A 14,038-nucleotide genomic window follows, 5' to 3' on the forward strand; every position below is an offset into this window, starting at 1 on the left:
TTTTCACAGACGACTCAACTCTTGTTGTCAACCCGCGCCTGACTGTTACTCCAGTCGATCAACAGGCTGTACGCCACGGCCAACAGGGTCGGGCCGATGAACAACCCGATAAAGCCAAAGGCGATCAACCCGCCAAACACCCCAAGCAACACAATCACCAGCGGCAGGTTGCCGCCACGACTGATCAGGTAAGGTTTGAGCACGTTGTCGACACCACTGATGATGAACGTGCCCCAAATGCCGAGGAACACCGCCAGGCCGTATTCGCCCTTCCAGGCCAGCCAGGCAGTGGCCGGAATCCACACCAGCGGCGGACCCATGGGAATCAGGCTGAGCAGGAAGGTGACGATACCCAGCACCAGCGCGCCGGGCACACCGGCAATCAGGAAACCGATCAACGCCAGGATCGCCTGGGCGGCGGCAGTGCCGATGACGCCGTTGACCACCCGCTGCACCGTTCCGGCCACCAGTTCGATGTAGTAACCGGCACGCTCGCCGATCAGCCGCTCCAGCAGACGATGAACGAACGTCGCCAGTCGCGGGCCGTCCCGATAGAAAAAGAACACGAAAACGATGCTCAAGGTCAGCTCGAGAATCCCCCCGCCGATTTGCGCACTGCGCGCTAGCAACCAGTTGCCGACCTGCCCCAGATAGGGTTTGACCGCCAGCATCAACGCCGCGCCTTGCTGGTCAATGCTGTTCCAGAGTCCTACCAGCCGCTCACCCACCAGCGGAATCCCGCCGAGCCACACCGGAGCTTCCGGCAAACCTTCAACCTGCACGTCCTTGATGAACACCGTTGCATCGCGCACATGATCGGCCAGGTTAAAACCGAGCCACACCAACGGCACCGCCACCAGCACCATCCAGCCCAGCGTCAGCAGCGCCGCCGCGAGGGATTCGCGACCGTGGAGCCAGCGGGTCAGCAAGCGCATCAGCGGCCAACTGGCAAACGCCAGCACAGCGCCCCAGAACAGCGCCGACCAGAAGGGCGCCATCACCCAGAAGCTGGCACCGAACAACACCAGGAGCAGGATCTGCACCAACAGTCGATCGTTATTGAGCATGAAAAATCTCGAGCAAAGTCAACCAACAAAAAGTAGGCGAACGGCCAATGGCACGTTCGCCAAAGGGAAAAGCCTAGCGCAGAAACTCGATGTGCAGACCGGTTGCTGGCACGTTGCCAAGCTCCATCCGTGCTGCACGCACGCCTTGCCCGATCAGCGCCTGACGCCAGGCCTCGGCGTTGATTCCGGAAACGCTGACGCGCAAGGTGGTATCGAGGTTCAAGCCACGCGACAGCAACGTCAGCCAAACCGCTTGTGGATCACCCGTCAGACGCGGCAGATCGAGCACGCCGGTGTCCTTGAGTTGACGCAACAGGGTCGCCGAAGTCGGCAACAACTCGCCCAGTGGTGTACTGGCCTCGAATTGCTCGACATGCAGATAGGCTTTTCGATTACCGCGAGTGATGCTGTAAAGCGCCACCAGCGAGTTATCCTGCGGTGCCGCGAGTCGCAGCAGCAGATAAGCCTGTTGATCGTCGGCACCATAGAGTTTTGCGTTACCGAACACTTGATTGGCCCACAGGCTGCTTTCGCCACAATCGCGGGCCTGGCACCAGAACAACAGCTCGGCGCCCTGCTTCTGCAAGGCTTCGCGAGCGGCGGTGAAGGCCTCGGTGGACGAGTGCTCCGGCGGCAACTCATAGGTAACCGACGTTACTTTTCCACGGGCGCTGACCTGACCATCAAAACGCAGCTGGCCGCTGATTTTGCGGATCGAGCCAACGGGATAGATCCGTTCAAGCTCAGCCGCCGGGCGATAGTCGACGATCTGCGCATCGGCCAGACGCGGCACCAGTGGCAAATCGTGACTTCCAGGTACATCGACGGCAAACACCAGCGAACTGAAACACCCCAGCCCCAACAAACCGATCAAACGCATGCTTTTCAACCTTGAAGGTACTCTCATCGGATCAGCATGGCCTGGGCGCCTTTGACCACATCGGCATCTTCGGTACGCGGCGGGACCTGCAAGCCACGCTGCACCGCAGGACGGGCCTCCATCGCAGCCATCCAGCGCTGCAAGGCAGGTAGACCGTCTACCGAAACACCCGACCATTCATAGCCACGAACCCACGGATACGTGGCGATGTCAGCAATGCTGTACTCATCGGCCAGGTACTCGACGGTTTCCAGGCGTGTGTTCAGTACTTCATACAAACGCCGGGTTTCATGTTGATAGCGGTCGATGGCGCCCTGGAGCTTTTCCGGGAAGTAACGGAAAAACACGTTGGCCTGGCCCTGCATCGGGCCAATGCCGCCCATCTGGAACATCAGCCACTGGATCGCCACCGAGCGCCCTTTCGGGTCTTTGGGCAGCAGTTTCCCGCTCAGTTCAGCCAAGTAGATGAGAATCGCGCCAGATTCGAACACGGCAAAATCACCGTTGGCACGGTCGACAATCGCCGGGATCCGGCCATTGGGATTGATCTTGAGAAACTCTGGAGCCTTTTGTTCCTTCTTGTCGAAACTCAAGGCATGCACCGTATAGGGCATGCCGAGTTCCTCGAGCACGATAGAGACCTTATGGCCATTCGGGGTCGCAGCAGTGTAGAGATCTATCATGGTTGTCTCCCATTTCAACCCGCCCAGCCTCGACAGTTGCCCGCTGCAAGTCAAGGAACGGCGAAGAACCGATTGAAACAGTCTGCAACAAGGGCGGCGCCGGGCTCGTCATTCAGGTGCAAATGATGGCCGCCAGGCAGCTGTTCACGGCTAAAGGGTAGACGTTCCAGCAATTCTGGATGTTTGGCGAGCATGCCATCAGCGGCAACCACTAGCTGCGTGGGACAACCGATGCGCTGAACGAAGGACATTGCCTGTTCATCTGACAGACGTAATGGAGACGCCAGCGTCAGGCGACTGTCGGTACGCCAGGTGTAGCCGCCCGGCACGGGCATCAATCCACGCTGAGCGAGTAATTCAGCGGCTTCGCGACTGACCGCGACCAGGCCTTTCATGCGCGCTTCGATGGCTCGATCCAGGGTGTTGTAAACCGGTTTGCGCTTTTCTTGCAGGTCCAGCTGCGCTTGCAGGGCCATGCCCATGCGTTCGGCGGCGTTGTCATGAGCGGCGGTGGGCCCAATCACCCCATCGATCAGCGCCAGGTGCGTCACGCGCTCAGGCAGGGCACCGGCGAGCACCACCGAAACGATCGCGCCCATGGAGTGACCCAGCAGCGCAAAACGCTTCCAGCCCATCTGCTCGGCGACTTGCAGCACATCGTGAGCGTAATCCCACAACGCATAACCGGCGCCCAACGGCCGATGCCCGGAATGCCCGTGACCGGCCATGTCCAGCGCGACAATCCGCAAACCTTCAAGCTTCGGCGCCAGGCGCGCAAAGCTGTTGGCGTTGTCGAGCCAACCGTGCAAGGCAATCACCGGCAGGCCATCTTCGGGGCCGAACAAGTGCGCGGCCAACTCGATATGCGGCAGGCTCAAACGAACTTCTTCGACGTTGCTCATGCGCAACTCCGTTCGCTGCGCCCTTCCCAACGGCTGAACAGGCTTTTCAGCAACGTCGCGGTGTCTTGCGGGCGTTCGAGGGGAAACATGTGGCCGCCGGGCATCGTCAACGACTCGCCTTGCGGCATACGCCCCACGAAGCTTGCGTGATGGCGCATCACCACCCGGCTCTGCCGGCCACGAACCACCGCCAGCGGCACTTTCAACTGGCGAGGACGGCCTGGACTTGTGTGCGGCACGCCACGGTAGATGCTGATCTCGGTGGCCGGATCGAAGCGCAAGCGCAGGCGATCACCGACCTTGTGCAGGCCGTGTTGCAAATAGGCATCGAAGCATTCCGGGTCGAAGCCGCGAAACAGGGTTTTACCGGCGAAATAACTGCGCGCCGATTCCAGATCGGCGAACTCCTCGCGACGCCCTAAAGTGCGGCCAGCCGGAGTCAAGCGATCGATAAAGCCAAAATGCTTGGCCGCGCGGATGACCCACTGATCGGGGCGGGTCAGCACCGGTGAATCCAGCATCACCACGCCGCGATACAGTTCAGGGCAACGCAGCGCCGCGTGCAGGTGCAAGACACCACCAAAGGAATGGCCAACGCCCCACACCGGTTCGGGTTGCAGCTGAAGGTGATGGATCAGTTCATCCACCAGGTTGTGCCAGTTGTCGTCCGCCGGGAACCGTGGGTCATGGGCGTGCTGCTGCAGATGCGCGACCTGGTACTCCGGCGCCAGCGCGGCAAACAACTTGCCGTAAGTGCCTGAAGGAAAGCCATTGGCATGGGCGAAAAATATCTGCTGCGACATAACGGCGCGTCCATAAACAAAATCAGGTGTTGATTGTCCGTAAGACGCACGCTCACAGCAATGACCGTAACTGCCAGGAATGATGACAGTCCTGCCGTGGTAATGGGCTTACCTGTTAATTCTGACAGTTGACAACGGGCCCGGTTAGTTCGAAAAGGACCGGTCCCCCAACGTCGTTAATATGGGTAGTCCATGACACACGCCAACACGCCGACCATTGCTGCAATCGACCCTCGCGGGCTAGCGGTGCGGGCAGTGGCTTATCATCGGCGCAAAGCAGGCGACACGGTGGATTCACACATCACTCAGCAGGTCTACGATGCGGCTGGGCGCGCCGTTCATAGCCGTGACCCGCGTCTGTTCCAGTTGTTCGAAAGCGGCTCCGGGGTGGCGGTCAACCAGTCCACGGTATTCAGCCTGTCGGGCGCGGCACTGCTGTCCGATAACAGCGACGCCGGATGGCGCCTGGGATTACTGGGTGCTACCGGACAACAGTTGCAAGGCTGGGATCAAAAACGTAACCAAAGCCGCGCGATCCATGACGATCTGCTGCGACCGAGTGCAGTTTTCGAACAGGCTCACGGTGAACCGGAGCGTTGTACCGAGCGCTTTTCCTACGCCGATGCCACAGCAGAAACCGCAGCCCACAACCGCTGCGGTCGATTGATCCGCCTTGACGATACCGCCGGCACCCAGCACTTCACTGAATTCAGCCTTGCGAGTGCCCCCCTCGAGCAGTCTCGACAATTCATCGCTGACCCGCAGTGGCTGGTGAATTGGCCCGACGTCGAAACCGAACGCGACGCCTTGCTGGAACTCGAGCCAGCTATCACCCGCGTACGCCACAACGCCGTTGGCGAACCGTGCGAACAGACCGACGCCGGGGGCAACCGGCAAATCTTCAGTCAGACCCGCGCTGGCAAATTGCAAGAGGTGCGCCTGAAACTGGACGGCGCTGCCGAAGAGAAGACGCTGGTCAGCGCCATCCGCTACAACGCCTTCGGCCAGATTGAACAGCAACGTGCAGGCAATGGGGTGGTGTCCTACGCGACCTATGCCGTCGAGGACGGCCGGCTACTCCAGCTCAAGGCACAGGCCCAGGGAAAAGCACCGTTGCAAGACCTGACCTACGACTACGATCCCGCGGGCAATATCTACAGCGTCAGCGATGCAGCCCAGTCGACTCGCTACTTTCGCAATCAGCGAGTGGCTGCGATCAATACCTACGAGTACGACAGCCTGTATCGATTGATCTTTGCCAGCGGCCGACAAACCCGTAATGCTCCGGGCGGCCCGCACTTACCGGCCTTTCAGTCACCCGCCGATCCCGGCCAACTGGAAAACTACCAGCAGACCTACCACTACGACCGCGCAGGCAATTTGGAACTGCTGCAACACTCTGCCAACAGTGGCAGCCGTACCGAGCACACCGCTGTCGCCGCACTTAGCAACCGCAGCCTGCCCTACAACGCAGATGGTGAACATCCTGACGAAGATGAGATTCACGCCGGTTACGACCTCAATGGCAACTTGAACACGTTGCAACCCGGCCAATCCCTGATGTGGGACCTGCGCAACCAGTTGCGCCAGGTAGATCAGGTGGAACGTGAAGAAGAGCCCCACGACGCCGAAATCTACATTTACGACAGCGGCGGCCAACGCCAACGAAAAATCCGCACGGCTTACACCGGCACACTGACCCACACCCACGAAACCCGCTACCTACCCGGCGTGGAAACTCGCACAGGCCCCAAGGAAACCCTGCACGTCATCACCGTGCAGGCCGGACGCTGCACGGTGCAGGTGCTGCACTGGAAAAAAGGTATGCGCGCTGACATTCCCGAGAACCAGCACCGCTACACCTTCACCGATCATCTGGGTTCCAGCACGCAGGAGCTGGATGACCTGGCCGAACTCATCAGCCAGGAAAACTACTACCCCTATGGCGGGACATGCTGGTGGGCCGGGCGGGACAAGGTCGAGGCGAGTTACAAGACTATTCGCTACTCAGGCAAGGAGCGGGATGCAACGGGGTTGTATTACTACGGCCATCGGTACTACCTGCCCTGGCGCCAGCGCTGGCTGAGCGCCGATCCTGCGGGGACGGCGGATGGGTTGAATCTGTATGCGATGGTCGCTGGCAACCCAATAAGCCATGTGGATATGCAAGGCTTGATGAAGGTCGATGCCAGTCGCTTCAACGCAGCCGCCGCAGCAGCAGTGCGCGACGGAGCTGCCGCTGCCTTCGGCATCGGGGTGCAACTTGCAACACGGCATATACTCGAACAAATCCCACCGAGTCCCGAAGTCAATTTTGGCCTGCATATGCTAGCCGCATCATTAGAGGGGGGAGCAGCCTTGTATGTCGGCTACGGGCTCACAAAAGGCTATACGCAAAGCAGTGGCATAGCCGCAATTGTCGGCGTTGTAGGTGCTATTTCTGCTGCAACTCCTGCGTTGCTCAGTGAACAAGGTGTCCCATCGGCCGGTTCAGATCCAGAACTCCACAGCGATGCCATCGGACGCATCGCCGCCGTGCTCGGTGGATATGCACGCCAATTTGCAGCGGATACATTCACCCCTGGCGCAGCAATCAAATTCCAAGCGACTGCCGGCTTCTCCGAAAAATCCCCCTCAGTGCTTAAGACATCGCTGGGATATGGGGTCATTCGAGCCGGCATAGGCGCGCTCAATTCGCTCCTGCCCTCGTCGATCAGTGGAATCCTGGGTCCTGTGGCCGAATCGATAGATGGCTTTCTAGGGACCTATATGCGGCCCTATCCTTCAGACCATACCTACTACGACGACAGCACCAACGCTGCCATACCGAGTAACTGGGGAAACACACTTCATGGGGGCGCAGGGCGTTCGGTATCGGGCTCCACGTACCGTTTTCTGAACGGATTGCTCACCCCTTACATCAAGAGTCTGCATCCAGCACTACAGGGAGCACTGAGCGGCCTGCTCGGTTTCTACACTGAAGGTCGCGGACTGGCCATGGAGCAAGTCAAGAAGGGGTATATCAAAGATTCTCTATCCCCGCTGCTTGACATTGAAGCACCTGGTGCTGCGAAACGAGGTAGTGATGCAACACCTTCCAATCCACACCGGGGATACTGGGAAGGAAGTCTGCATCTGGACAGGCTATTTCGTGAACAACATTGATCCGAAATACAAAGAGCATCGGTACGAGTTCCGCACCGATGCTCACACGATCAATCCTCATCAACGCACCGGCGGCGTTTCACCCAGTGGCACCACCGCCATGGTCAACCGCGACACGCAGCTGGCTTTGCCTTCATCGCTGCTCAAGCGAATATCCCAGACGTGCGTGGTGCGGCCGATGTGGATCGGCTTGGCCACCGCCGTCACCCGACCGCTGCGCAGGCCGCGCAAGTGGTTGGCGTTGATTTCCAGGCCCACGCAATAGAATTTGCTGGTGTCGATGCACAGGAAGCTGGCCATGGAGCCGACGGTTTCCGCCAAGACCACCGAGGCGCCGCCATGCAGTAAACCGTAGGGCTGATGGGTGCGATGGTCGACAACCATGCTGGCAGTCAACGATTCATCATCAAACGCCTCGAAGCGTATATCCAGCACTTCGCCGATAGTGTTTTTCTGAATCGCGTTCAACTGTTCAATGTTGGGAGCGGTACGCCACAGACTCATCGCTGCATCCTTCGTTGGTTTTAGTTCAGGTCAATCCTGCCACAACACGGCTTCGCTGCGTGCACTCCACTCTTCGAACCGTGCGCCATACGCCGCTTCGATCACGTTACGCTTGATCTTCAAAGTCGGCGTGAGAAAGCCGTTTTCCACCGCCCAACTGTCCTTGACCACCACCAGTTGGCGCAAGCGTTCGTGTTTGTCGAGGGCGCCGTTGACCTCTTCGAGCAAGCTTTCCAGGCTCGACTGCAAGGCATTGCGCGCCACGCTGGCGGCGTCCCGCAAACCCACTGCCGAGAGCACGCAAAGCCCCAGTGGCGCACTCAGACCGTCGCCGACCACACACACCTGCTCGATGCGCGAATGCACCGCCAGACGGTTTTCAATCGGCGCCGGTGCTACGTATTTGCCCTTGCTGGTCTTGAAAATTTCCTTGAGTCGCCCGGTCAGACGCAAGTTGCCTTCGGCGTCCTGTTCGCCCTTGTCACCGGTGCGCAGAAAGCCGTCCTCGGTGATCGCCTCAGCGGTTTTCTGCGGCTCCTTGAAATAGCCGAGCATGGTCGCGCCACTGCGCACCAGCACTTCACCCGAGTCCTCGATCCGCACCTCCACCTCCGGGCACGGCTTGCCGATCCAGCCAGGCTTGTTCTGGCCCGGCAGGCAAATATGGGAATAACCGCAGCTTTCGGTCATGCCGTAGACCTCAAGCACCTCCAGCCCCAGGCGTTTGTACCAGTGCAACAAGGCCGGCGGCACCGGCGCAGCGCCCGACAAGGCAATACGCAAGGCATCCAGCCCCAAACCTGCGAGCACCTTGTGCCCGATCCGCTTGCCGATGATCGGCAAGCCAAGGAGAAAGTCGAGGCGCTTTGCCGGAATCTTGCTGTACACGCCCATCTGAAATTTGCTCCAGATGCGCGGCACACCAAACAACGCCGTCGGCCGCGCGCGCTGCAAATCGGTGAGAAAGGTGTCGAGGCTTTCGGCAAAAAATACCGTTTGCCCGGTGTAGATCGACGCCAGCTCGACAAACATCCGTTCGGCGACGTGGCACAACGGCAGGTACGACAACAAGCGGTCCGACTCATTGAGACCAAACAGCTGTGTGCCATGAGTGGTGGCGAAGCCCAGGTTGCCGAAGCTGTGCATCACACCTTTCGGCAAACCGGTGGTGCCAGACGTGTAGATAATCGTCGCCAACTGGTCGGCGCCGGGTGTCGGATCATCCTGAATCGGTGAACTGCGTTGCAGGTCGGCCCAACTGAAATCGAATTCACCCGCCGGACACAACGGCAGGCTGATGCTCGGCAGATTGGCTCTGACGCCCCTGGACATGCCCGGCCAATCGTCCAGCTTGCCGATGAACACCAGCGCGGCTTCGGAGTGTTCGAGCACCTGGGCCACCGAGTCGGCGGTGAGGTTGGGGTACAACGGAACGGAGACATGCCCGGCCATCCAGATTGCCAGATCGGCGATGATCCAGTGCGCGCAGTTTTTCGAGATCAGGGCAATGTGGCTGCCTTGGGGCAGCTCCCGGGCACGCAGCCAGTGAGCGGCGCACCGCGCCTGATGGCCGACGTCGGCCCAGGTCAGCGTCTCAACCTGGCCACCGCCAATCGGCTGGACCAGAAAACGCTGACGGGGATGGCGAGCTTCACGCTCGTAGAACACTTGCAGCGGCAAACGAAAAGCGGCGGACATGCGATGCGCTCCTTTTTGTTCGGTGTGGCGGCAAGCGTAGTCAACCAAGCAACTGCTTGGTTGGCTATTTCAAAACAAAATCCAAGCAAGAGAACGCATTCCCGTAGCAGCTGGCGCAGCCTGCGTTCGGCAGCTGCTACGGATTATCCATTCCCCCCGCAGATTACGGGTTCTTGACGCTATTGAGCGTCATGCCCCCGGCCAACGGTAAATCAGCCTCAAGCTCGGCCAGGCTGGCGGTGCTCATCGGCTGCGGCTCACGCAAATGGCCGTGCTGCAAGTAGCCGATCAAACTCCCCACCAACGGGTTATGGCTGACCAACAGGATGTTCTCCGCCGAGTCGAGATGATCGACGACGCTCAACGGATTGCTGTCAGGCGCCAGCCATGCCTCGGTGCGGATCTCCGGCTCGAAGCCCAGCGCCTCGCGTACCAATTGCGCAGTCTGCTGCGCCCGTACATACGGGCTGGCGATAATTGCCTGAATCGGTTGACCGATCAGTTGCGCGGCACTGCGCAGCACTTCTTCGCGACCCTGCGCGGTCAACTCCCGCTCAGCGTCGCTACGGGCGTGAGACTCGGCTTCACCGTGGCGCAACACCCAGACTTTCATAGCTTCGGCTCCTCATCACGGGCCGGATGCGGCGCTGGCGGTACGGCATGCGGCGCCTCGCCTTCCGGTGTCCGCGGGGCTGGCCAGTCGGCGAATGGCCACGGTTTCTGGTCGCTGTGGAAACTGCCGAAACGGCCGATCTGCGCCAGGAACTGGCTGAGGCTGTCACCGAAGTTCATCAGGCCGGCGTTCGGTGCGCCGTAGATCAACCGATAGATGAGCTGCACCAGCACCACGGCGCCAAGGATAAATTGCGCGACCTGCCAGACCAGCACATACACCAGCATCCACAGCACGCGCAGCAGAATGGATTCGTACCTGGCTTCTACTTTTGGATCGTTCATGTCTCGCTCCCTGCCCCTGTGAATTGAGTACTCAGTTGAAACCGCTGGTGGAGATAAAGTCGACATCGGTTTTCGGCTCGCCGCGCATCAACAGTTCAATGACCTGATTGAGCGTGCGCCCTTCAAACAGAATCGCATGCAAACCAGCGACCAACGGCATGTAAACCCCGACTTCCTGTGCCTTGGTCTTAAGCACCTTGAGGGTGTTGACGCCTTCGGCGACTTCACCAAGGCTCGTCACCGCCTCCTCCAGGCTCATGCCCTGGCCGAGAGCAAAACCAACTTGATAGTTGCGACTTTTCGGTGACGAACAGGTAACGATCAGGTCGCCTACCCCGGCCAGTCCGAGGAAAGTCATCGGGTTGGCGCCCTGATTCACCGCGAAGCGGGTCATTTCCGCCAATGCCCGGGTGATCAGCATGCTCTTGGTGTTCTCGCCCATACCCAACGCCACCGCCATGCCGGCGATGATCGCGTAGACGTTTTTCAGTGCCCCGCCCAGCTCCACGCCATAACGGTCGGCACTGGCGTACACGCGAAAGGTCCGACCGTGCAGCGCAGCCTGAACCCGCTGGCAAAGCTCTTCATCTTCACTGGCGACCACCGTGGCGGTCAGCGCGTGTTCGGCCACTTCACGGGCCAGGTTCGGCCCGGACAACACGCCGATGCGCGCTTGCGGGGCGATTTCCTGAAGAATTTCGCTCATCAGCTTGAAGGTATGGGCTTCAATGCCTTTGGTCAGGCTCACCAGCAACTTGCCGCTCAGGCGCTCGGCATACGGCACCAGTACCGAACGCAGGGCATTGGAAGGCAGTGCGACGAAACACAGGTCGCAATCATTCAGGGTGGCCAGCAGGTCGGTGACCGGCTCCACCGCAGGGTGAACCTTGATGCCTTTGAGGTAGCGTGGATTCTCGCGGTTAACCCGAATGGCCTCGGCCTGTTGAGGATCGCGCATCCACTGCCGGACCTGATGACCGTTCTCGGCCAACAAATTAGCCACGGCGGTACCAAAACTTCCGCCTCCCAGGACCGCAATCGGGCGCTGTTCAGTCATATGTAATCCGTTAATCCAATACCAGTGGCAATAACCGCATTATACGGAGCGGTCCAGCGCCGGCCAGCCCCTGTGTCAATTACCGGCACTTGTAGGAAGCAGACCACAAAATCCGAGGAAAATGCCGGCATCGTGACTGAAAAACTCGAACAGCTCGGTTAACATGCGCCGCAATCAACCGCTATCAAGGCTGCTCCGTGTCTGTTGGCCCCCCACACTTTCGTTCATCGCTGGCTCTGGCGTTGATGCTCAGCGACCCGCTATTGGCCGACGACCTGTTCCTCGACAACTCTCCACTGCCCCAGGTATTGACCGCCACTCGACTGAAACAGTCGCCAGCCGCCGTGCCCGGCAGCATGACGGTGATCGACAGCGAGTTGATCAAGGCCAGCGGTGCCCGGGACATCAGCGAATTGCTGCGGCTGGTACCGGGGATGATGGTCGGTAACGTCAGCGGCAACCAGGCAGCGGTGAACTATCACGGCACCAATGCCAGCGAAGCACGGCGCATGCAAGTGTTGATCGACGGCCGCTCGGTGTACCGCGCCGGCCTGGCGACCGTGGACTGGAGCGACATTCCGGTGGCCATGGAAGACATCGAGCGCATCGAGGTTTTCCGTGGCCCGAACACCGTCAGCTATGGCGCCAACGCGCTGATGGCAGTGGTTAACATCATCACCCGCGCGCCGGCCAACAGCCATGGCACGCGCATGAAAGTCACCCGCGGTGAACGCGGCATCAACGACTGGTACGCCAGCCAGGGCACCGGCTGGGAAACCGGCGACCTGCGCCTGTCGCTGTCCGGTCAGGAAGACCACGGTTTCGACTCGGATCGCTGGGGTGCGGATTACCGCGACAGTCGCCACTTGAACCGCTTCAACCTGGCCGTCAGCCAGACGCTCAACGAACAGCAAAGCATCGATTGGCAGCTGAATGCCAAAGACGGCACCAACCAGCGGCCTTATACCTACCGCCCGGTGTTTTCCGGGATTACCTCGGCCGGCGACAACTCCGACGTGATAGCCAAGGATTACGCCGGTTCGTTGCGCTGGAACCTGGAGCTCAACCCGGATCACAGCCTCTACGTCCAGGGTTCGGCGCAGCATTGGGATCGCCAGCAGGTCTGGCGCGCCTGCGACGCCGAAGTGTCCTTCAGCCCCGAACTCACCGAACTCTGGCAGCTCAACCCCAACTATGCCGAGCGACTGGCGCGGCACATGGAAAGCTATACCGGCACAGGGGCACCGCGCGGCACACCCGCCGAGCAGACGCTGGCCAACCAGGTGCTCGATCAATGGAAGGGTGGCGCCAAACGCACGGTCTGCGGTGACATCGACCAGAGCACCCGCGAGTCGCGTTACGACCTTGAGCTGCAGGACACCCTGAGCCTGTCCGACAGCCTGCGATTGGTCAGTGGCATGAACTATCGATACGACCGGGCCGACTCCGAGACGTACTTCAATGGCACCCTTGACGACACCATCTGGCGGTTGTTCGGTCAACTGGAGTGGCGTGCCACCGAGCACTGGTTGCTGCAAGGCGGTGCGATGTACGAAAAAACCCAATTGATCGGCGATTCGCTAACCCCACGGGTGGCGATCAATTACCTGATCAACCCGCGCCACGGTTTGCGCGCGGTGTATTCGGAGGCTATTCGCTCGCCCGACATGTTCGAGAACAACGTCAACTGGAGCTACCAGGTGACCAACCTCAGGCCCGGGGCCTACGGTCAAACCAGTGCCCGTTATTTCGTCAAGACCCGTGGTCCCGGCAACCTCGATCAAGAACACATGCGTTCGCGGGAACTGGGGTATAACGGCTTCTTCGCTGACCTAGGGCTGAACGTCGACGTGAAACTGTTCTACGACGAAATCACCAACATGATCAGCGAGCCGCTGCGCAACAATCAGTACATCGCCAGCAACAGCAATGCCTCGCGCTTCAGCGGCACTGAAACCCAGCTTGACTGGCGCGTCAGCGCCGCCGACCGGTTGCGCCTGACCTACGCCTATGTCGATGCCGACGCCAGCAACCCCCAGGACGCACAATTCACCGCGCGCAACAGCGGCTCGGCCGGTTGGTTGCACGATTGGGGCGACGGCTGGAATAGCGCGCTGTTCTACTACGGTGACGACGCATTGAATGGCTACCGCTTCGAACGTGTCGACACGCGCATCGCCAAACGCATTGCACTGGGCAAGGCCAACCTCGAACTGGCCGGCATCCTGCAACGACGCCTCGACAATCAGCCGACCACCTTCGTCGACAACAACTATGACTCGCGCCACGCGCTCTACTTCAGCGCCGAGTTAGAGTTCTGAC

At 59.9% G+C, this 14,038-nt stretch carries 12 protein-coding genes; 2 read left to right on the forward strand and 10 right to left on the reverse strand.

Annotation, left to right across the window (positions count from 1 at the left end; all coding sequences use genetic code 11):
• Positions 1–14 precede the first annotated feature (14 nt).
• The 5 genes from BK659_RS00455 to BK659_RS00475 all read right to left on the reverse strand — a co-directional run bounded on the left by BK659_RS00455 (position 15) and on the right by BK659_RS00475 (position 4,335).
• On the reverse strand, positions 15–1,067 hold the full coding sequence (locus BK659_RS00455) for an AI-2E family transporter (protein WP_123423241.1): 1,053 nt from the start codon (positions 1,065–1,067) through the stop codon (positions 15–17).
• Between the two features lie 73 nt (positions 1,068–1,140).
• Positions 1,141–1,947 carry a DUF4892 domain-containing protein gene (locus BK659_RS00460; RefSeq protein WP_123423242.1) on the reverse strand — a complete coding sequence of 269 codons (807 nt, stop codon included), beginning with the start codon at positions 1,945–1,947 and terminating at the stop codon, positions 1,141–1,143.
• Positions 1,948–1,970: 23 nt separating this feature from the next.
• Positions 1,971–2,630: a glutathione S-transferase family protein gene (locus tag BK659_RS00465; protein ID WP_123423243.1), complete on the reverse strand. Its 660-nt coding sequence runs from the start codon at positions 2,628–2,630 to the stop codon at positions 1,971–1,973.
• Between the two features lie 50 nt (positions 2,631–2,680).
• Positions 2,681–3,532 carry an alpha/beta hydrolase gene (locus BK659_RS00470; protein ID WP_123423244.1) on the reverse strand — a complete coding sequence of 284 codons (852 nt, stop codon included), beginning with the start codon at positions 3,530–3,532 and terminating at the stop codon, positions 2,681–2,683.
• Positions 3,529–4,335, reverse strand: a complete 807-nt coding sequence (locus BK659_RS00475) for an alpha/beta fold hydrolase (protein WP_123423245.1) — start codon at positions 4,333–4,335, stop codon at positions 3,529–3,531. The genes BK659_RS00470 and BK659_RS00475 overlap by 4 nt, the downstream gene beginning before the upstream one ends.
• 387 nt (positions 4,336–4,722) lie before the next feature.
• Between BK659_RS00475 and BK659_RS00480 the strand changes: the two genes are divergently transcribed.
• Positions 4,723–7,500, forward strand: coding sequence for an RHS repeat-associated core domain-containing protein (locus tag BK659_RS00480; protein ID WP_259740200.1), 2,778 nt, complete (start codon positions 4,723–4,725; stop codon positions 7,498–7,500).
• Between the two features lie 60 nt (positions 7,501–7,560).
• Here BK659_RS00480 and BK659_RS00485 read toward each other — a convergent pair whose 3' ends face one another.
• From BK659_RS00485 to BK659_RS00505, 5 genes are all read right to left on the reverse strand, one after another.
• On the reverse strand, positions 7,561–8,004 hold the full coding sequence (locus tag BK659_RS00485; RefSeq protein WP_123423247.1) for a hotdog fold thioesterase: 444 nt from the start codon (positions 8,002–8,004) through the stop codon (positions 7,561–7,563).
• Positions 8,005–8,034: 30 nt separating this feature from the next.
• A complete protein-coding gene (locus tag BK659_RS00490; protein ID WP_123423248.1) occupies positions 8,035–9,702 on the reverse strand; it encodes an AMP-binding protein in 1,668 nt (555 codons plus the stop codon).
• Positions 9,703–9,865: 163 nt separating this feature from the next.
• Complete coding sequence (gene sixA / locus BK659_RS00495; protein WP_123423249.1) at positions 9,866–10,315, reverse strand: phosphohistidine phosphatase SixA; 450 nt, start codon at positions 10,313–10,315, stop codon at positions 9,866–9,868.
• Positions 10,312–10,659 carry a DUF4389 domain-containing protein gene (locus tag BK659_RS00500; RefSeq protein WP_123423250.1) on the reverse strand — a complete coding sequence of 116 codons (348 nt, stop codon included), beginning with the start codon at positions 10,657–10,659 and terminating at the stop codon, positions 10,312–10,314. The genes sixA and BK659_RS00500 overlap by 4 nt, the downstream gene beginning before the upstream one ends.
• Before the next feature lie 31 nt (positions 10,660–10,690).
• Positions 10,691–11,716 (reverse strand): NAD(P)H-dependent glycerol-3-phosphate dehydrogenase, encoded by a 1,026-nt coding sequence (locus BK659_RS00505; RefSeq protein ID WP_123423251.1) that lies wholly within the window; start codon positions 11,714–11,716, stop codon positions 10,691–10,693.
• Positions 11,717–11,913: 197 nt separating this feature from the next.
• Here BK659_RS00505 and BK659_RS00510 point away from each other — a divergent pair, with 197 nt between their 5' ends.
• Positions 11,914–14,037 carry a TonB-dependent receptor plug domain-containing protein gene (locus tag BK659_RS00510; RefSeq protein WP_123423252.1) on the forward strand — a complete coding sequence of 708 codons (2,124 nt, stop codon included), beginning with the start codon at positions 11,914–11,916 and terminating at the stop codon, positions 14,035–14,037.
• The last annotated feature ends 1 nt before the right edge of the window (position 14,038 follow it).

Source organism: Pseudomonas brassicacearum, assembly GCF_003732225.1.
Taxonomy (GTDB): domain Bacteria; phylum Pseudomonadota; class Gammaproteobacteria; order Pseudomonadales; family Pseudomonadaceae; genus Aquipseudomonas; species Aquipseudomonas brassicacearum_E.